This is a genomic window from Rhizobium sp. YJ-22, from assembly GCF_029601685.1.
GTDB lineage: Bacteria > Pseudomonadota > Alphaproteobacteria > Rhizobiales > Rhizobiaceae > Metarhizobium.
Genome location: NZ_JARRIR010000001.1, coordinates 476,026 through 495,174, shown reverse-complemented (window position 1 = coordinate 495,174; position 19,149 = coordinate 476,026). Strand labels below are relative to the sequence as shown.

General features: G+C 61.9%; 21 protein-coding genes. All 21 read left to right on the top strand.

Annotation, left to right across the window (positions count from 1 at the left end):
• Positions 1-2 precede the first annotated feature (2 nt).
• The 21 genes from flgB (at position 3) to P7F60_RS02245 (ending at position 19,136) form a co-directional block, all read left to right on the top strand.
• Positions 3-395, top strand: a complete 393-nt coding sequence (gene flgB / locus P7F60_RS02345) for a flagellar basal body rod protein FlgB (RefSeq protein WP_277916088.1) — start codon at positions 3-5, stop codon at positions 393-395.
• 5 nt (positions 396-400) lie between these two features.
• Positions 401-820: a flagellar basal body rod protein FlgC gene (gene flgC, locus P7F60_RS02340; RefSeq protein WP_277916087.1), complete on the top strand. Its 420-nt coding sequence runs from the start codon at positions 401-403 to the stop codon at positions 818-820.
• A complete protein-coding gene (locus P7F60_RS02335) occupies positions 817-1,158 on the top strand; it encodes a flagellar hook-basal body complex protein FliE (protein ID WP_277916086.1) in 342 nt (113 codons plus the stop codon). Before flgC ends, P7F60_RS02335 begins: the two co-directional genes overlap by 4 nt.
• A gap of 78 nt (positions 1,159-1,236) precedes the next feature.
• A complete protein-coding gene (gene flgG, locus P7F60_RS02330; RefSeq protein WP_277916085.1) occupies positions 1,237-2,025 on the top strand; it encodes a flagellar basal-body rod protein FlgG in 789 nt (262 codons plus the stop codon).
• Positions 2,026-2,044: 19 nt separating this feature from the next.
• Positions 2,045-2,521, top strand: a complete 477-nt coding sequence (gene flgA / locus P7F60_RS02325; RefSeq protein WP_277916084.1) for a flagellar basal body P-ring formation chaperone FlgA — start codon at positions 2,045-2,047, stop codon at positions 2,519-2,521.
• Entirely contained in the window at positions 2,518-3,636 is a 1,119-nt protein-coding gene (locus P7F60_RS02320; RefSeq protein ID WP_277916083.1) for a flagellar basal body P-ring protein FlgI, read from the top strand. The genes flgA and P7F60_RS02320 overlap by 4 nt, the downstream gene beginning before the upstream one ends.
• Positions 3,633-4,172 (top strand): MotE family protein, encoded by a 540-nt coding sequence (locus tag P7F60_RS02315; protein WP_277916082.1) that lies wholly within the window; start codon positions 3,633-3,635, stop codon positions 4,170-4,172. Before P7F60_RS02320 ends, P7F60_RS02315 begins: the two co-directional genes overlap by 4 nt.
• Entirely contained in the window at positions 4,169-4,879 is a 711-nt protein-coding gene (gene flgH / locus P7F60_RS02310; protein ID WP_277916081.1) for a flagellar basal body L-ring protein FlgH, read from the top strand. The genes P7F60_RS02315 and flgH overlap by 4 nt, the downstream gene beginning before the upstream one ends.
• A gap of 64 nt (positions 4,880-4,943) precedes the next feature.
• The gene (locus P7F60_RS02305) at positions 4,944-5,474 is read left to right on the top strand and encodes a flagellar basal body-associated FliL family protein (RefSeq protein ID WP_277916080.1); all 531 of its coding nucleotides are present in this window, start codon (positions 4,944-4,946) and stop codon (positions 5,472-5,474) included.
• A complete protein-coding gene (gene fliP / locus P7F60_RS02300) occupies positions 5,471-6,208 on the top strand; it encodes a flagellar type III secretion system pore protein FliP (RefSeq protein ID WP_277916079.1) in 738 nt (245 codons plus the stop codon). The genes P7F60_RS02305 and fliP overlap by 4 nt, the downstream gene beginning before the upstream one ends.
• 262 nt (positions 6,209-6,470) lie before the next feature.
• On the top strand, positions 6,471-7,430 hold the full coding sequence (locus tag P7F60_RS02295) for a flagellin (RefSeq protein ID WP_277916078.1): 960 nt from the start codon (positions 6,471-6,473) through the stop codon (positions 7,428-7,430).
• Positions 7,431-7,704: 274 nt separating this feature from the next.
• A complete protein-coding gene (locus tag P7F60_RS02290) occupies positions 7,705-8,670 on the top strand; it encodes a flagellin (RefSeq protein WP_277916077.1) in 966 nt (321 codons plus the stop codon).
• Between the two features lie 316 nt (positions 8,671-8,986).
• Complete coding sequence (locus P7F60_RS02285) at positions 8,987-9,946, top strand: flagellin (RefSeq protein WP_277916076.1); 960 nt, start codon at positions 8,987-8,989, stop codon at positions 9,944-9,946.
• A gap of 270 nt (positions 9,947-10,216) precedes the next feature.
• Entirely contained in the window at positions 10,217-11,182 is a 966-nt protein-coding gene (locus tag P7F60_RS02280; RefSeq protein ID WP_277916075.1) for a flagellin, read from the top strand.
• A 345-nt stretch (positions 11,183-11,527) separates the two neighbouring features.
• Positions 11,528-12,160, top strand: a complete 633-nt coding sequence (locus tag P7F60_RS02275; protein WP_277916074.1) for a hypothetical protein — start codon at positions 11,528-11,530, stop codon at positions 12,158-12,160.
• Positions 12,157-13,458 carry a MotB family protein gene (locus P7F60_RS02270; RefSeq protein ID WP_277916073.1) on the top strand — a complete coding sequence of 434 codons (1,302 nt, stop codon included), beginning with the start codon at positions 12,157-12,159 and terminating at the stop codon, positions 13,456-13,458. Before P7F60_RS02275 ends, P7F60_RS02270 begins: the two co-directional genes overlap by 4 nt.
• Positions 13,459-13,463: 5 nt before the next feature.
• Complete coding sequence (gene motC / locus P7F60_RS02265) at positions 13,464-14,720, top strand: chemotaxis protein MotC (RefSeq protein ID WP_277916072.1); 1,257 nt, start codon at positions 13,464-13,466, stop codon at positions 14,718-14,720.
• A 37-nt stretch (positions 14,721-14,757) separates the two neighbouring features.
• On the top strand, positions 14,758-16,275 hold the full coding sequence (locus P7F60_RS02260; RefSeq protein WP_277916071.1) for a flagellar hook-length control protein FliK: 1,518 nt from the start codon (positions 14,758-14,760) through the stop codon (positions 16,273-16,275).
• The gene (locus P7F60_RS02255; protein WP_277916070.1) at positions 16,211-16,783 is read left to right on the top strand and encodes a transglycosylase SLT domain-containing protein; all 573 of its coding nucleotides are present in this window, start codon (positions 16,211-16,213) and stop codon (positions 16,781-16,783) included. Before P7F60_RS02260 ends, P7F60_RS02255 begins: the two co-directional genes overlap by 65 nt.
• Positions 16,784-17,063: 280 nt before the next feature.
• Complete coding sequence (locus P7F60_RS02250) at positions 17,064-17,735, top strand: winged helix-turn-helix domain-containing protein (protein ID WP_277916069.1); 672 nt, start codon at positions 17,064-17,066, stop codon at positions 17,733-17,735.
• A 123-nt stretch (positions 17,736-17,858) separates the two neighbouring features.
• Positions 17,859-19,136, top strand: coding sequence for a flagellar hook protein FlgE (locus P7F60_RS02245; RefSeq protein WP_277916068.1), 1,278 nt, complete (start codon positions 17,859-17,861; stop codon positions 19,134-19,136).
• The last annotated feature ends 13 nt before the right edge of the window (positions 19,137-19,149 follow it).

Sequence of the window (19,149 nt, the reverse complement as noted above, 5' to 3'; positions counted from 1 at the left end):
ATATGCAGCCCATCCAATTGTTCGATCTCGCATCCCGCCAGGCGTCGTGGCTTTCCGTGCGCCAGGAAGTCGTCTCGACCAATATCGCCAATGCGAATACGCCGAAATACGTTGCCAAGGACGTCACCCCGTTCTCGGCGGTGCTGGACCAGTCCGCGCCGGTGCGCATGGCGCGCACCAATCCCGGCCACATGACCGATGCCTCGCAGGTGAGCGACGACGTCGATGTGGTCAAGGCCAAGCTGGACCAGGAAATCGGCGTGCAGGAATCCGGCAATACGGTCGGGCTCGCCGAGGAACTGTCGAAGTCCGGCGAAATCAAGCGCCAGTACGAGCTGAACGCGGCGCTGGTGAAGTCCTTCCACCGCATGATGTTGCTCACAGTCAGGAAGTAAGTTTGATGGATCCGCTTTCCGCGTCTATGAAAATCGCCGGCAGCGGCCTGGAAACCCAGGCGACGCGTCTGCGTATCGTCTCCGAAAACATTGCCAACGCCCGTTCCACCGGCGACACGCCCGGCGCCGATCCCTATCGCCGCAAGACGCTGACCTTCGGCAGCGAGCTGGACCGCGCCACCGGCGTGACGCTCGCCACCGTCAAGAAGCTCGGCGTCGACAAGTCGAAATTCACCGAGGAATACGAGCCGGGCAACCCGGCCGCCGACGAACGCGGCATCGTCAAGGTGCCCAACGTCAACGTGCTCATCGAAATGGCCGACATGCGCGAGGCCAATCGCTCCTACGACGCAAACCTTCAAACCATCAAGCAGACGCGCGACCTGATCTCCGCCACGCTCGATCTTCTCAAGGCATCGCAATGATCAATGCTATCAACCAGGTAAGCTCCATCGGCATGACGCGCGGCATCGGATCGCTGACGCTCGATGGCATCGCCGGCACCGAAAAATCCAAGGAAAGCACGACGCCGGGCGCCGCCACGGGACTGAGCTTCGGCGACGTTCTCGGCGACGTGGCCACCAAGGCCATGACCGATCTGAAAGGCGCGGAAGCCGCCTCCTTCGCCGGCATCAAGGGCACGATGAGCACCCGCGAAGTCGTCGACAAGGTGATGCAGGGCGAGCAGGCGCTGCAGACCGCGACGGCCCTGCGCGACAAGATCGTCAGCGCCTTCCTCGACATCACCCGCATGCAGATCTGACAAGACCTGGGCATTTCCCGAAAAGTGTGACGCGGTTTTCCGTCCGGAAATGCTGCAGAGGTTAAAGGACAATAGGCTATGAGAGCTCTTGCTATCGCTGCGACCGGCATGGATGCCCAGCAGACCAATCTCGAAGTGATCGCCAACAACATCGCCAACATCAACACGACCGGTTACAAGCGCGCCCGCGCCGAGTTTTCCGACCTGTTGTACCAGGCCGAGCGCGTCCAGGGCGTGCCCAACCGCGCCAACCAGTCGATCGTGCCGGAAGGCGCCAATATCGGCCTCGGCGTGCAGACGGCGGCCGTGCGCAACATCCACCTGCAAGGCAACCTGACGCAGACGGAAAATCCCCTCGACGTCGCCATCGTCGGCCGCGGCTGGTTCCAGATCCAGGCCGCCGACGGCACCACGCTCTACACCCGCGCCGGCTCCTTCAACACCAACGGCACCGGCCAGTTGGTCACCATCGACGGCAACCAGGTGGTGCCCAACATCACCATCCCGACTGACGCCAGCGAAGTCCAGATCAACCGCTCCGGCCAGGTCAATGTCCGTATCGGCAATTCCTCGGAATTCCAGACGGTCGGCCAGCTGACCGTCGCCAACTTCGCCAACGAGGCCGGACTGCAGCCGCTCGGCGACAACCTGTTCCAGCAGACCGCCGCGTCGGGCGATCCGATCGTCGCGACCCCCGACGATCCGGGCTTCGGCTACCTCAAGCAAAACTACCTGGAAAGCTCCAACGTCGATCCGGTCAAGGAAATCACCGAACTGATCTCGGCGCAGCGCGCCTATGAAATGAACTCCAAGGTGATCAACACCGCCGACGAAATGGCGTCGATCGTCAGCAAGAACCTGAAGTAAACCGAAAGGTGAGGCAAACATGATGTTTCGCCGCGAGAATTCGATCAAGGCGGCCGTCTTCGGTCTGGCGGCGGCCCTTGCCGCCGTCGCCGGCCCGGCATGCGCCGAGATGGGCTTCGCCGTCGTGCCGACCTCGATCATCTATCCGGGCGAGGAAATCGCCGCTTCCCGCGTGCAGGAAGTCGAGGTCACCAATCCCAACCTGGCCGGCGGCTACGCGCGCAGTGTAGCGGAGGTTCAGGGCATGGTGTCGAAACGCACCCTGCTGCCAGGTCGCACCATCCAGCTCTCGTCGCTGCGCGAACCCTATGCGGTGACGCGCGGCTCGAATGTGCGCCTCACCTTCCAGCTCGGCACGCTGGTGATCTCTGCGGCCGGCAGTCCGCTCGCGGATGCCGCCATCGGCGATGTCATCCGTGTGCGCAATCTCGATTCCGGCGTCATCGTCAACGGCACGGTAATGCAGGACGGGACAATCCACGTGGTGGCCAAATGAAGAAATTCGGTTTCCTTTTGACGATCCTGTCGGTGGCGGGGGGCCTGCTCGTCGCGGCTCCCGCCGGCGCGGTCTCCTCGCGCATCAAGGACATCGCCGCATTGCAGGCCGGCCGCGACAACCAGTTGATCGGCTATGGCCTGATCGTTGGCCTGCAGGGCACCGGCGACAGCCTGCGCTCCTCGCCGTTCACCGAACAGTCCATGCGCGCCATGCTGCAGAATCTCGGCATTTCCACGCAGGGCGGCCAGTCGAGCGCGAAGAACACCGCCGCCGTCATGGTCACCGCCACGTTGCCGCCCTTTGCCAGCCCCGGCAGCCGCATCGACATTTCCGTCAGCTCGCTCGGCGACGCCACCTCGCTGCGCGGCGGCACGCTGGTCATGACCTCGCTCTCGGGCGCCGACGGCCAGATCTATGCCGTGGCCCAAGGCTCGGTCGTCGTTTCCGGCTTCTCGGCGCAGGGACAGGCGGCCAGCGTCCAGGAAGGCGTCACCACCGCCGGCCGGGTTGCCAACGGCGCCATCATCGAGCGCGAGCTGCCCTCGAAATTCAAGGATTCGGTCAATCTGGTGCTGCAGCTGCGCAACCCGGATTTCACCACCGCCGTCACCATCGCCGATGCCGTCAACGCCTATGGCCGCCGTCATTTCGGCAATGCCATCGCGGAAGCACGCGATTCCCAGGTGGTCGCGGTGATGAAGCCGGCCTCGGCCGATCTCACCCGCCTGATGGCCGACATCGAGAACCTGGTCGTCGAGACCGACACGCCGGCCAAGGTCGTGGTCAACGAACGCACCGGCACCATCGTCATCGGCGCCGACGTGCGTGTCTCCAAGGTCGCCGTCAGCTACGGTACGCTGACCGTTCAGGTCACCGAGACGCCGCAGATCATCCAGCCCGAGCCCTTTTCGCGCGGCGTGACCGCGGTGCAGCCGCAGACCGACATCGTCACCCAGAAGACCGGCGACAAGGTCGCGGTGCTCAACGGTCCCGACCTGCGCACGCTGGTCAACGGCCTCAACAGCATCGGCGTCAAGCCGGACGGCATCATCTCCATTCTTCAAGGCATCAAACAGGCCGGCGCATTGCAGGCGGAGCTGGTGGTCCAATGACATCCGTAATTTCCAGGAAGAAGACCACGCTGCGCTTCCGGTTGCTGCTCAGCGCCTGCCTGCTCGCCGGCGCCGCCATTCCCGGCGCCTTCGCGCAGGAACATATCAAGCCGCTGACCGAGATGAGCTCGCAGGACGAGATCAAGCAATATTGCTCCAACATCGCCGATGCCGCCCGCGACCAGCGCTACCTGCTGCAGAAGCAGGATCTGGAGAAGCTGCAGGCGGATGTCGATGCCCGCATGGCCGAGCTCGACAAGCGCCGCGCCGAATACGAGGACTGGCTGAAGCGCCGCAACGACTTCATGAAGCGGGCCGAAGCCAGCCTCGTCGACGTCTTCAAGACGATGAAGGCCGATGCCGCCGCGCCGCAGCTCGCCGAAATGAATCCCATCCTCGCCGCCGCCATCGTCATGCGCCTGCCGGCGCGCCAGTCAGGCCTGATCCTGGCCGAGATGGAGCCGCAAAAGGCCGCCATGGTCGCCTCGATCATGTCGCAGGCGGCAGACCCGACCACTTCGAAGGATCCGTCATGAACAAGCCCATTTTCGCCCTGCTGGCCGCCGGCCTGCTCGCCGGCTGCCAGAGCCAGACGGTGAAGGAAATCGGCAACGCGCCTTCGATGAGCCCGATCGGCAGCGGCTTGCAATATGGCCAGACCGCGCAGATGGCGATGTATCCGAAGCAGCCGGCGGCCATGTCCAGCGGCTATTCGTTGTGGCACGATTCGCAGGCCGCCCTGTTCAAGGACGCGCGCGCCATCAATGTCGGCGACATCATGACGGTCAACATCCAGATCAACGACAAGGCCGATTTCGACAACGAGACCCAGCGCAACCGCCAGAACAAGAGCAATATCGGCTGGAAGGTGGGCGCGCAGATCTTCGGCTGGACGCCGGAAAGCGATTCCAAGATCGGCTACAATTCCGATACCGACAGCCAGGGCAAGGGCTCGACCAAGCGCTCGGAAAAGCTGACCCTGCTGGTCGCGGCGGTCGTTACCGGCGTTCTCGAAAACGGCAATCTGGTGATCAGCGGCTCCCAGGAAGTGCGCGTCAACCACGAGATCCGCATTCTCAACGTCGCCGGCATCGTCCGGCCGCAGGATGTCGATGCCAAGAACATCATCTCCTACGACAAGATCGCCGAGGCGCGCATCTCCTATGGCGGCCGTGGCCGCCTGACCGAAGTGCAGCAGCCGCCGGTCGGCCAGCAGGCGGTCGACCTGTTCTCGCCGATCTGATCCCCAAGAAGACGGCGCGCCCGGGGGCCGGGCGCGCTTCCCCGAAGACGACAGCAGGTGATCCATGGCGGACGCGGAAAAAAAGGACGAAGCCCCCAAGAAGAAGGGCGGCGCAATGCCCGCGATCCTGGCGATCGTCGTCGTGACGGCGCTCGGCGCCGGCGGCGGCTGGTTCATCGGCGGCATGCTCGCCAACAAGCTGCAGCCGACGATCGCGGCGGAAAAAGCGGCCGAGCAAGCCAAGGCCGCCGCCGAAGGCAAGAAGGGCGAGAAGAAGGAAGGGGAGGGGCTGCCGCATATCTCGACCGCCGAGAACGGCGTCGTGCAGCTCGAACCGATCACCACCAACCTCTCCTATCCTTCCGAAAACTGGGTCCGCCTCGAAGTCGCCTTGATGTTCAAGGACAAGCCGGACGTGAAGGTTTCGGAGGACGTGCATCAGGACATCCTCTCCTATCTGCGCACCGTGTCGCTGCAGCAGATCGAGGGGCCTCGCGGCTTCCAGTATCTTCGGGATGACATTCAGGAGCGTGTTGACCTGCGCTCCCAGGGACGGGTAACCAAGGTCATGTTCAGGACCTTTGTGATCGAATGATTCGATTTCTATCCCTCTTCGGCGTCATGATGGCGTTGCCGGGCATCGCGCTTGCCCAGCAATTGCCGACCGACCTGTTGAACATCCCGGTCGACGGCTCGGCGGCGGCGTGGATCATCCGCACCTTCGGCCTCCTGACCGTGCTGTCGATCGCGCCGGGCATCCTGGTGATGGTCACGAGTTTCCCGCGTTTCGTCATCGCCTTCTCGATCCTGCGCTCCGGCATGGGTCTGGCGACGACGCCGTCGAACATGATCCTGCTCAGCCTGTCTTTGTTCATGACCTTCTACGTCATGGCCCCGACGCTTGACCGCTCCTGGCAGGAGGGCGTGCAGCCGCTGCTGCAGAACCAGTTGACCGAGGCGCAGGCGGTGGAACGCATCGCCGAACCCTTCCGCGCCTTCATGACCGCCAACACCCGCGAAAAGGACATGGCGTTGTTCATGGATATCGCCCGCGAGCGCGGCCAGAGCGTGGTCACCAACGAGAAGGTGGATTACCGCGTCCTCGTGCCCGCCTTCATGATTTCGGAAATCCGCCGCGGTTTCGAGATCGGCTTCCTGATCATCCTGCCTTTCCTGGTCATCGACCTGATCGTGGCGACGATCACCATGGCCATGGGCATGATGATGCTGCCGCCGACCTCCATTTCCCTGCCGTTCAAGATCCTGTTCTTCGTGCTGATCGACGGCTGGAACCTTCTGGTCGGCAGTCTGGTCCGCTCTTTTTCCTGATTTATTTCAAAGACTTGTTCTAAAGCGTTACGCTGGATTCCCGGCGTATACGTGTTGTTAACCATAAATCGGGGTGATTTTTGCGAGGTTGCGAAGTTAATTGATTTGCAAGATGTGAGGGCTAGTTTGATCCTCACATGACGGGTTTGGTTTCACGTAAAAAACGAAACCGAGTGGCATGAAGCCGAGCCGTCATCACCGGTAAATATTCAGTCCGGTATGTCCCTCATCTTTGTTTTTGCGTACTCAAAGGGACAATCCCATGACCAGCATCATCACCAACGCTTCTGCAATCGCCGCTCTTGACACGCTGCGTGGCATCAACAACAGCATGCAGAAAACCCAGGCGACGATTTCGTCGGGCCTGAAGGTCGGCTCTGCGCAGGATAACGCTGCCTATTGGTCGATCGCGACGACCATGCGTTCGGACAACAAAGCGCTCGGCGCCGTTCAGGATGCCATCGGTCTTGGCGCAGCAAAGGCCGACACCGCCTATACCGGCATGAACGCCGCCATCGACGTCGTGACCGCGATCAAGTCCAAGCTCGTTGCCGCCAAGGAGCCGGGCGTCGACAAGGACAAGATCAACAAGGAACTGACCGAACTCAAGAACCAGCTCAGCTCGGTTGCGCAGTCTTCTTCGTTCAACGGTGAAAACTGGTTGTACAACACGTCCGGCACGCCCGGCACCAAGCAGATGGTCGGTTCCTTCGTTCGTTCGTCGACCGGCACGGTCTCGATCAAGACCATCGACTACGATACCTCTAAGTCGGTTCTGATCGACTCCGGTACCGCAGCGAACGGCCTGCTGACCAAGACCTACACCGGCGTTGTTCAGCCGAGCGGCACGACCACGACGACCAAGAGCTGGAACCTGCTCTATGTCGGCACCGGTACGGCTCCGACCACGACGATCGCTCTGACATCGGCCACCTCCGGCGACGACGTCGAAGGCATGATGAGCGCCGTCGATTCGATGCTGAAGGACATGACGGACGCGGCCGCGACCCTCGGCGCGACCAGCAGCCGCCTCAACATGCAGAACGACTTCGTCAAGGATCTGAGCGACACCATCACCAAGGGTGTCGGTCGCCTGGTCGATGCCGACATGAACGAAGAGTCGACCCGCCTGAAGGCGCTCCAGACTCAGCAGCAGCTCGGCATCCAGGCCCTGTCGATCGCCAACTCGAACGCCGACAACATCCTGTCGCTGTTCCGTTAAGACTTAATCGCCTCGCGGCACGTCCGCAGCGAACCGTCTCGGGAAAACCGCACCTTCGGGTGCGGTTTTCTGCGTTTTTGGTCTGTGTCGATATTCCTTCGACGTCAATTTTTCATTTAGCGTTTTATTAACCATAATCGTGTCATCTAGCGCCATACGAACGGTGAATTAATCAATAAACAAAGCGAATTAATTGGCATGATGTCGCTCACCGTTGCCGGTAACAAGTCCGGAATGTCCCTCCATTAGCCGATCCGAAAAAGGGGCAAATTCTATGTCGAGCATTCTGACCAATACAGCCGCAATGGCAGCGCTGAACACCTTACGCTCAATCAACAACAACATGGAAATGACGCAGGCGCGCGTTTCCTCCGGCCTGCGCGTCCAGACCGCATCCGACAACGCCGCCTACTGGTCGATCGCGACCACCATGCGTTCTGACAACAAGGCTCTCTCCGCCGTCCAGGACGCCATCGGACTCGGCGCGGCCAAGACCGATACCGCCTACACGGCACTGGAATCCTCGGTCGATGTCATGACCGAAATCAAGAAGAAGCTGGTCGCGGCACGCGAACCGGGCGTCGACAAAACCAAGATCGACAAGGAACTGACCGAACTGAAGTCGCAATTGAAGTCGATTTCCCAGTCGGCTTCTTTCTCCGGTGAAAACTGGCTCTACAACGATCAGTCGGCTGCGCTCGGCATCAAGAAGATGGTCGGCTCGTTCGTTCGCAGCGCCAACGGTACCGTTTCGATCCAGACGTTGAGCTTCGATACTTCCAAGTCAGTCCTGATCGACACCAATACGGCCTCGCGTGGCCTGCTGACGAAGGATTACTCGGTTTTGGACCAGCCGAGTGGCACGACGACCACGACCGGCACCTGGTCGTTGATCTATACCGGCACCGGTACGACCCCGACCACGGTCATCGCCCTGACATCCTCGACGTCTTCCGACTCGCTCGATGGCATGATCAAGGCCGTGGAAATGATGCTGCAGGATCTGACGGACGGAGCCGCGACGCTCGGCGCGACCAAGACGCGCCTGGACATGCAGGGAGAATTCGTCACCGATCTGATCGGCACCATCGACAAGGGTGTCGGTCGCCTGGTCGATGCCGACATGAACGAAGAGTCGACCCGCCTGAAAGCGCTCCAGACTCAGCAGCAGCTCGGCATCCAATCGCTTTCGATCGCCAACAGCAACTCCGAAAATATCCTGCAGTTGTTCCGCCAGTAAGCCGGACACGCATAAAGTATCGCATGCAAACATGCCTCGCCGGCTCCAGTCGGCGAGGCATTTTCAATTTATTCTTCGATTGAAATATGTATTAAAGAATTTTCTAATAAGTATAAATAATGTTAACGAAATTTTATTGAAAAATATCAACCCTTTTATGCTTCGTTAACCTTAATAAGATTAGATGTAGACATCGAAACGGTGGGCTGACCAATAAGTATTGCGGTGGTTGGTGTGCATGAAGCTGGTGCCGTTTGCCGGTAGTTCAAGTCCGGTATGCCCTTAAGTTTTATCTAGTCCAGAAGGGGCAGTATCAATGACGAGTATTATTACGAATTCCGCTGCAATCGCCGCTCTTGACACGCTGCGTGGCATCAACAGCAGCATGGAAAAGACCCAGAGCAACATCTCTTCCGGTCTCCGCATCCAGTCGGCACAGGACAATGCCGCTTACTGGTCCATCGCAACGACCATGCGTTCGGACAACAAGGCGCTCGCCGCCGTTCAGGACGCCATCGGTCTTGGCGCCGCAAAGGCCGATACCGCTTATACCGGCATGAACGCCGCCATCGACGTCGTGACCGAAATCAAGAAGAAGCTTGTTGCCGCCAAGGAGCCGGGCGTCGACAAGGACAAGATCAACAAGGAATTGACCGAACTCAAGAACCAACTCGGCTCAATCGCGCAGTCCTCCGCTTTCTCGGGTGAAAACTGGTTGTACAACACGTCCGGCACGCCCGGCACCAAGCAGATGGTCGGTTCCTTCGTTCGTTCGTCGACCGGCACGGTCTCGATCAAGACCATCGACTACGATACCTCTAAGTCGGTTCTGATCGACTCCGGTACCGCAGCGAACGGCCTGCTGACCAAGACCTACACCGGCGTTGTTCAGCCGAGCGGCACGACCACGACGACCAAGAGCTGGAACCTGCTCTATGTCGGCACCGGTACGGCTCCGACCACGACGATCGCTCTGACATCGGCCACCTCCGGCGACGACGTCGAAGGCATGATGAGCGCCGTCGATGCAATGCTGAAGGACATGACGGACGCGGCCGCGACCCTCGGCGCGACCAACAGCCGCCTCAACCTGCAGAACAACTTCATCAAGGATTTGAGCGACACCATCACCAAGGGTGTCGGTCGCCTGGTCGATGCCGATATGAACGAAGAGTCGACCCGCCTGAAGGCGCTCCAGACTCAGCAGCAGCTCGGCATCCAGGCCCTGTCGATCGCTAACACCAGCGCCGACAACATCCTGTCGCTGTTCCGCTAAGCGCGCCATGGCGGCATAAAACCGCCGCCATCCGCCGATCTCGAAGGCCGCGCCTCCCTCGTGGGGGCGCGGTTTTCCGCGTTATTTCCAAGTGCAATGCGCAAAACCATCTGACGTTAACCATTTGTTAACCAAATCTTCCTTAAGACTTCGTTAACAGCGTCGGGCTGGCCGCCAGGGCAAACACGCGGCCAGCAAGCATGAGGCACTCCGCCGTTACCGGTCCCACCTTGAAATCCGGTATGTCCCGAAATCCAGATGGGGCATAAGATGACCAGCATTCTGACGAACACGGCCGCAATGGCGGCCCTGCAGACCCTCCGCGCGATCAACAAGAACATGGACACGACGCAGAACCGGATTTCCTCCGGCTACCGGGTCGAGACCGCTGCCGACAACGCCGCCTACTGGTCGATCGCCACGACGATGCGCTCCGACAACAGCGCGCTCTCCACCGTCCAGGATGCCCTCGGTCTCGGTGCGGCCAAGACCGACGTCTCCTATACCGGCCTGAAGTCAGCCGTCGATGTCGTCACCGAAATCAAGTCGAAACTCGTCGCCGCCCGCGAGCCGGGTGTCGACAAGACCAAGATCGACAAGGAAATCTCCGAGCTCAAGAACCAGATTCTCTCGATTGCGCAATCGGCCTCCTTCTCCGGCGAAAACTGGCTCTATAACGAGGCCGCCACCGCGCCCGGCACCAAGGAAATCGTCGCCTCGTTCAACCGTTCTGCCGATGGCAGCGTCTCGGTGACCACGCTTGCCTATGACACCGCGACCTCGGTCCTGGTTGACAAGCAGGATGTCAGCCGCGGCCTGCTGACCAAGGCCTATTCTATCACCTCCGGCACCGGCACGGCGACTACGACGAAAACCTGGTATCTGATGTTGCCCGCCGGCTCCACGGCTACCACCGGCGCCAACGAAGTCAAGCTTACGACCTCGACGACCGATGCCGATATCGACAACATGATCTCGGCCGTCGACAAGATGCTGGCGCAGCTTACCGACAGTGCCTCGACGCTTGGCGCGATCACGAAGCGCGTCGATCTGCAAGAAGGTTTCGTTGCCACGCTGATGGATGTGATCGAGAAGGGCGTGGGCCGGCTGGTCGATGCCGACATGAACGAGGAGTCGACCCGCCTCAAGGCGCTCCAGACCCAGCAGCAACTCGGCATCCAGGCCTTGTCGATCGCCAATACCAATGCCGAAAACATCCTCCAGCTCTTCAAGTAGCACGAGCCGCGGCTGACCGGAGCCGTGCCGGGCGCCACACGTTAAACGGTACGTGCGAGGGCTCTGGCGGAAACAAAGGCTTCTCCCATGTCACCGGTCATCGGCATGGGTGGAAAAGTTGGACCGCGCACTGCCCTGGCGCGGTCCAACGCGTTTATCCTCGCACAAGTTTGGCTGCCTAAGGTCACAAGGACCATATGGGACAAGACCCGGGCGATGAAGCGAAGCCCGGGAACGAGACAGGCCGGATGAGCGGATGGGAATGATTGCTGAAATGGGGCGAGACGCCGCTCTCGTTGCGGGAGCGAAGCGCAGCGACGGCCAGAGCAGGGGTGGTGGGGAAAGATGACGGTTTCTCTCGCTCATTATCTCAAGGACTTCAGTGCGCCGCAGGTGGCGGACATCCCGTCCGGCTTCGACGGCGGCCTCGATGACGACCTGTCGCTGTCGTTTCCCGAGCCGGCGGCGCCCGACCCGGAGACCATCCGGCGCGAGGCCCATGCCGAAGGCTACGAGGCGGCGGTGCGCGATCTGGAAGCCCGGTTTGCGAGGGAGCGCGAAGAGCTTGCCGAGGCGCATCGCCTTGAAATCGAGGCGCTGCGCGAGGCGCACGGCGCCGAGACCGCCGAAGTGATCGTCGTCAAGGTGAACGAGATGGCGGCCGCGGTGTCCAAGACCATCGCAGAGCAGACCGGTCTGATTGTCGCGCCGCTGCTGTCGGACGCGATCGCCGCCAAGGCGGTCGCCGATATCGCCGACGCGATCCGCAAGGCCCTGCTTGACGACGAGGTGGCGCAGATCGTCGTGCGCGGCCCGAGCGGACTTTTTGACATGCTCACGGCGCGGATGGGCGAAAAGGCCGCTCTCCTGCGTCACATCGACAGCGCCGATCTCGACCTGACGGTGGAGATCGATGGCAGCGTTCTGGTGACGCGTATCTCGGCCTGGGCCGCCAGTTTGAAGAAGGTGCTTGAATGAGCGACGGCGAGAACCATCACCACGGCAAGAACGAGATCATCATCGTCAAGAAGCATGGTGGCGACCACGACGGCGCCCATGGCGGCGCGTGGAAGATCGCCTATGCCGACTTCATGACCGCCATGATGGCCTTCTTCCTCGTGATGTGGCTGGTCAATGCCGCCAACGAGGAGACCAAGGCCTCGGTCGCCACCTATTTCAACCCGATCAAGCTGGCCGATGAAAAGCCGGCCCAGAAGGGATTGAAGAAGCCGACGGAGCAGTCCGATGGCGAGGAGAGCAACGAGCGCTCGAAGGTCAAGGCCGACGGCACGACGATCGGCGCGGCCGCCGCCACCGGCGAGGACCAGACGGCCGCTTCCGGCGAGCAGAAGAATTATTCCGAAGCCGATTATTTCGAAAACCCTTACGCGGTGCTCGCGGAAATCGCCCAGGAAGTCGGGCAGCAGGCCAATGTCAGCGCCAAGGGCGAGGGCGGAGCGTCCGATTCAGGCCCGTCCACCGGCGCGCAAGGCGGCGACGCCTATCGCGATCCCTTCGATCCGGACTTCTGGTCGAAGCAGGTCGAGGCGACGGATGCCAAGCAGAGCGACGCCAGGGAGCAGCAGACGGCGATGGCGGAGGTCAAGCCGGCCGATGTGAAACCCGAGGTTGCGGTCAAGCCCGAGGATCAGACGAAGTCTGAGGATCAAAAAGCGCAGCAGGACCAGACCGCCCAGCCGGCCGACAAGGACAAGGATAAAGATAAAGACAAGGACGCCGCAGCGGAGGCGGCGCCGGCGGACAAGACCGAGAAAGCCGACGCCAGGAAGAGCAAGATCTCCGACGAGCGCAAGCAGCAGGCGGCCGACCTGCGCAAGGACATCGAGGATGCCGTCGGCGGCACCGGCGGCAAGTTGGCTGAGGGCCTGCTGGTCACGCCGACCGAAGGCGGCCTGCTCCTGACCATTTCCGACCAGCAGAACACGCCGATGTTCAACATCGGCTCGGCGGTGCCGCGCAAAGAAATGGTGGTCGCTATGGAAAAGATCGGCAAGCTGCTCAACGAGCGCAAGGGCGCGGTGCTGATCCGCGGCCATACCGATGCGCGTCCCTTCAAGGGTGGCGCCATGGACAACTGGCAATTGTCGAGCAGCCGTGCGCAGAGTGCTTACTACATGCTGGTGCGTGGCGGACTGGAGGAGAAGCGCGTTCAGCAGATTTCCGGCTTCGCCGACCGTCGCCCGCAGGTTCCGGCCGATCCGTTGGCGGATGCCAACCGCCGCATCGAGATCCTGTTGCAGGCACCCCAGGGATGATGAGGATGCGGCGAACCCACACGCTTCGTTTGCTGGCCGCCACGCTTTTCGGTCTTGCTGGCGCGACGATGGCGCAGGCTCAGGCGCCGGAGGATCTGGCGCCCTACAAGATGCTGCGCTCGTTGCAATTCGTGCAGGATTCCGTCGTCGGCGGCGATCATGCTGCTGCCGAGATGCAGAAATTCATGCTCGCCTCGCTCGACAGGCGCTTGCGCACCGCTGGCTCGGATGTCTTCGAGGACCCGCGCAATGTCGACGCGGCACTGATCTATGCAATGAGCGGCGGCAATCCGGCGACGCTGGAATTCCTCGTCGGCAAGGATGTCGAGGGTTATTTCGACAATCGCGTTGCCGATGCCCTGCGCAAATATCTGGGCGGCAAGGCGGCGCTGGTCGCCAAACCGCTGGCCGAGATGATGCCCGAATATCGCGATAGCAGGATCGGTCCCTATTTGGCGCTGGTCAGCGCCAGTGCGGCGCTGCCCGGCGACCCCAAGGCGGCGCTTGGCTTTTACGATTTCGCGCGGCTGGCGGCGCCCGGTACCAATGTCGAGGAAGCGGCGCTGCGCCGCTCTCTGGCGATCGCTGCCGGCAGCGGCATGGTCGAGGCGGGTCTGGGCTATGCCAACCGTTATGCCCGCCGCTTCCTGCACTCGCCCTATGCCAGCCAGTTCGCCGACCTGTTCGTGATGCTGGCGGTGGACAATTACGGCGAGGTCGCCGACGCCGATATCGAGGGCATCCTCGCTTCGATGGACAATGACCGCAAGCGCGAAACCTATCTGCGTATCGCCCGCAAGGCGGCGATTGTCGGCAAGTCCGAGCTCGCCAGGATGGCGTCTGCGCGCGCCGAGGAGATTCCCCTGGCGCCAGGACTGAAGAGCATCGGCGAAGTCGATCTCTATAGCGGGCTTGCCAATCTCGCCAGCCCGGAGGTCGGGCGCATCGTCAATGATCTCGTCGGCATTTCCGACGAAAAGCTGTCGCAGCGCGACCAGGCGCTGCGGGCAGCCGCGAAATTCGTCGGCGACGAGGTTCTGCGCAAACCGGATCCGAATAGCCTCGCTCAAGTCGATGCTGCGACAACGCCGGGGGAGGGGCCGGCAACCGCCGATTCGCAAACGGCGCATGCCGGGCAGCCGAAGGTTGACGAAAAGTCTGTGGCGCAGGCCGAGGATGCCAATGCCGGCATCGATGAATTCGTCAGCAAGGGCCGATCGAAGCTCGCCCAGATCGACAGTCTTTTGCAAGAGGGCAAATAATATGGCTGATACGGGAATAGGCGCCGGGTTACCGGCAGTGGATGCATCGGCTGCGGCCCGCAGGGGTGGGCCCGCGGACAGGCAGGATGCAGCCGGCGACAAGGCCAGCTTCGGCAGCGCGCTGGAGCGCGCCCGCGATGGCAATGACCGGTCGCCCGCCGACGCCCGCCATGCCGACGACGCCCGCTCCCGCCCCACCGAGACCGACAAGCGCAAATCGGCGTCCGAGGACGATAGGGACGCCGCGATGCCCGGCCGCCGCCCGGCCATCGATATTCGCATGACCGGTCGCGCCAGCGCACAGACGGGCGCGGCCACCGCGACCGGCCAGCCGGAAACGTCGGAAAGCCTTGCCGCCGGTCAGGCGGGCATCGCCAGGCTGCCGAAGAGCCTGAGGCCGGCAGGTCAGGATGCGCCGCTGAGCGACGAGGCGGACAGCGTTTCCGATGACGCCGTCCAGACCCGGCCACATGCTGCCGGCGACGAAAAGACCAGCCGTGCCCGCAAGGGCCAGAAGACTGCGGGCGCAGACCCGGCACATGGAAAAGCCGCCGCCGGCAAGTCTGCCGGCGCGCCGGGTTCCGCCGAGTCCGATGCCCTGACATTGCTACAAGCTGCCGATGGTGCCGAGGCCGCGCCGACGGACGACAAGGCCGCCGTTGTAGACAAGGCCCTGCAGTCGGCGGCGAAGTCCGATGTGCCGGTCGCCGCGCTTGCCGCCCACGTCATGCCGGACAAAGCCGAAGCGGGTACTGCCAAGCCGGACGACGGCATAGGGCATGTCGGCTCCCGCAAGGGAGGCGCGACGCCGCAAGCCGCCGAGGACGGGGAAGGCGAGGCGAAGACCGAGGCGCCCGCGCCGGGCGGACGCACCTTTCGTTTCAGCCGCGCCGATGGCCGTGGCCAGCGGCTCGACATGGTGATTGGCGACGGCGGCAAGGAGACCGGGCGCGAGCCGCGCAACAGCCCCGTGGAGGCCGTCACCGTGGTCGATTCCCGGCGTTATCTCGCCCTGTCCCAGAACAGCAATACCATCGTCAGCGCGCTTGGCGGCGATGCCGAATGGACCAGCGCCATGCAACCCAGCAGTGCGCTTTCCAACGCCGCGACCATGGCCAGCACCGGCAAGGTGGTGAATACCCTGAAGATCCAGATCCATCCGATGACGCTCGGCACGGTGACCGCCACCATGCGGCTGGCCGGCGACGAACTGAGCGTCGATCTGGCGGTCGAGACGGTGGCGGCCTATCGCCAGCTCACCGACGACCAGCGTGGTCTCGTGGATTCGCTGCGCGCCCAGGGTTTTGCCGTCGATCAGGTGACGGTGACGCTGGTTTCGCCCTCCGACAAGACCGATTCCTCCGGCACGCAGACCAACGGCCAGAATGCCGCTTTCGGCCAGCAGGCCGCTCAGGACGGCGGCGCCTCACCCCGCAGGGATGACAGACATGCAGCGCAACAGAACTGGCGTGGCGGCGACGCTATGGGCGATGACACGCAGACGCGTGCTGTCGCCGGCCCTGGCGGCGCTGGCACTGGCGCTCTCTACATCTGATCCGGCCAGCGCCGGCGGCAATGCCTGCGAGCGCGAAATCCAGGCCGCCGCCGCCCGCTACGGCATACCGGAAGGCATTCTCTATTCCGTCGGCCTGACCGAGACGGGCCGCCGCGGATCCCTCCAGCCCTACGCCCTCAATGTCGAGGGCAGGGCCTCCTTCCCGGCGTCGCGTAGCGAAGCACTCCGCCAGTTCGCGGCCGCGCAGGCGCAAGGCGCGACCCTGATCGATCTCGGATGCATGCAGATCAATCATCGCTATCACGGCGACCAGTTCGGCTCGGTCGACGCCATGCTCGATCCGCGCCGCAATGTCGACTATGCCGCCCGCTTCCTGCGGCAGCTTCACGACCGGCATGAAACCTGGACGATGGCGGTGGCGCGCTATCACGCAGGGCCGAACAACGATCCGGCGCAGAAGAAATATGTCTGCCGCGTCATCGCCAATCTGGTCGCCACGGGCTATGGCCAGTGGACGGGACCGGCGCGGCAATTCTGCAAGGCGTAACAATTTTAAGCTGTATTCCGGACGACTGGCCCGGTCCGCTACGGAGAGCCGTTTACGATGTTGCTTTTTCGTTCCAAAAAGGGACAATTAACCGCACGTTAACCTTTCCGATAAAAATTTGTGTGCATAACTTCCTGCTCCCACTAGATATAGGGCAAATCGCAGCGATAGGGTTAATCTACTATTAATTTCCGCCACTCAATTCCTAGAATTGTTGGTGAGTCTCCCGCTCCGTACGGTCTTCCTCATCGAGGTACCACAATGATTCGGAGGCGGACGAATGATCGTAGTGGTTGATGAGCGTGAGCTCGTAAAAGACGGTTACATTTCCCTTTTTGGCAGAGAAGGCATTCCTTCGACGGGCTTCGATCCCCGTGAATTCGGCGAGTGGGTCAACACCGCCGCCGACTCCGATATCGCGGCTGTCGAAGCCTTCCTGATCGGCCAGGGCGAACGCGCGCTGGAACTGCCGCGCGCCATTCGCGACCGGTCCATGGCGCCGGTCATCGCGGTCAGCGATCATCCGTCGCTGGAAGCGACGCTGGCGCTGTTCGATTGCGGCGTCGACGACGTCGTGCGCAAGCCGGTACATCCGCGTGAGATCCTGGCCCGCGCTGCGGCCATCCGCCGTCGCCTGAAGGCGATCACCAGCTTCACCGATATCGGCCCGATCCGCGTCTTTTCGGACGGGCGCGATCCCGAAATCAAGGGCGATGTCTTCCCCCTGCCGCGCCGTGAGCGCCGAATCCTGGAATATCTGGTCGCCAATCGCGGCCGCCGCGTCTCGAAGACCCAGATCTTCAACGCCATCTACGGCATCTTCGACGAGGAAGTCGAAGAGAACGTCGTCGAAAGCCATATCAGCAAGCTGCGCAAGAAGCTGCGCAAGAAGCTCGACTTCGATCCCATCGATTCCAAGCGGTTCCTTGGCTACTGCATCGACTGGGAATGAAATGTGCGCCGGTTTCCCCCGGCGCAGCGCGTTTTCCGAGATGTTGCGAATTGCGGATAACAGACAGCTTCACGCAAGGCCCGCTCCTTACACTCGAAAATCATAAGGAAACGAGGATCCCAAATGAGCATATTCGGCACGATGAAGACCGCCGTCTCGGGCATGAACGCCCAGGCCAACCGTCTCGGCACTGTCGGCGACAACATCGCCAACTCGAACACCACGGCCTACAAGAAGGTCACCACCGCGTTTTCCTCGTTCGTCCTCCCCTCGACCGATGGCGTCTACAATTCCGGCGGCGTGCAAACCAGCGTCGTCAATTCGATCAGTCAGCAGGGCGCGCTCGTTTCCACCAGCTCGACGACCGATCTGGCCATCAGCGGCGATGGCTTCTTCTACGTCCAGGATCCGACCGGCGCAAAGTACTACACCCGTAACGGTTCGTTCAGCATCCAGCAGACCGCGGACAACAAGTCGACGCTGATCAATTCGGCCGGCTTCACGCTGCTGGCCGCTCCGGATGCCGCCGCCGCCGGCGATCCCGGCCAATACCAGCCGATCATCGTCGAGGCCGACAAGCTGACCAAGGTCGCGTCCTCCTCGGCCACGATGAACGCCAACTTCGATTCGCGTCTGAAGACAGCCGACAACCCCGAATTTACCTCCACCGTCAGCTTCTACGAAGGCAACTATGGTGAGAAGGGTATCTATACCATCACTTACAAGAAGACCGCTGACGCGACCGGCACGACCGGCAGCACGTGGACCGCGGAGATCAAGACCGATATCGATCTCAAGAAGCCGGCTTACGATCCGGAAGTCACCGCCGGCAGCACGGTCGATACGCTGACGATCGAATTCGACCCGTCGACCAACAAGATCAAGACCATCACGAACGCGGCCGGCACGGTCAGCAACGATCAGAAGATCGGCGTCGGCGGCATTGCCGCAACCGGTGAAAACGCCATCGAGTTCGACATGACCAAGGTCACCGAGCTCGCCTCCGACAGCTTCTCGAAGATCGCCGCCAACGGCAGCGCTTCCAGCTCGCTGCAGGATGTGCGCGTCGACAAGGACGGCACGGTCTACGCCGTCTATGCCAACGGCACCAAGAAATCGCTCGGCGTCGTCGGTCTTGCCACCTTCGCCAGCCCGGACGAACTGGAAGTCTCGACCGGCAACGTTTATTCGGCGACGTCGGGCTCGGGCAACGCCACCTTCGGCATCCCGCAGCAGGCTGGCGTCGGCACGATCGTCTCCGGTTCGCTGGAGGCGTCGAACGTCGACCTCGCCAACGAACTGACCGAGATGATCGAGGCCCAGCGCACCTACACGGCAAACTCCAAGGTTTTCCAGACCGGCGCCGATATTCTCGACGTTCTCGTGAACCTGAAGCGTTAATCGGATCGATTGG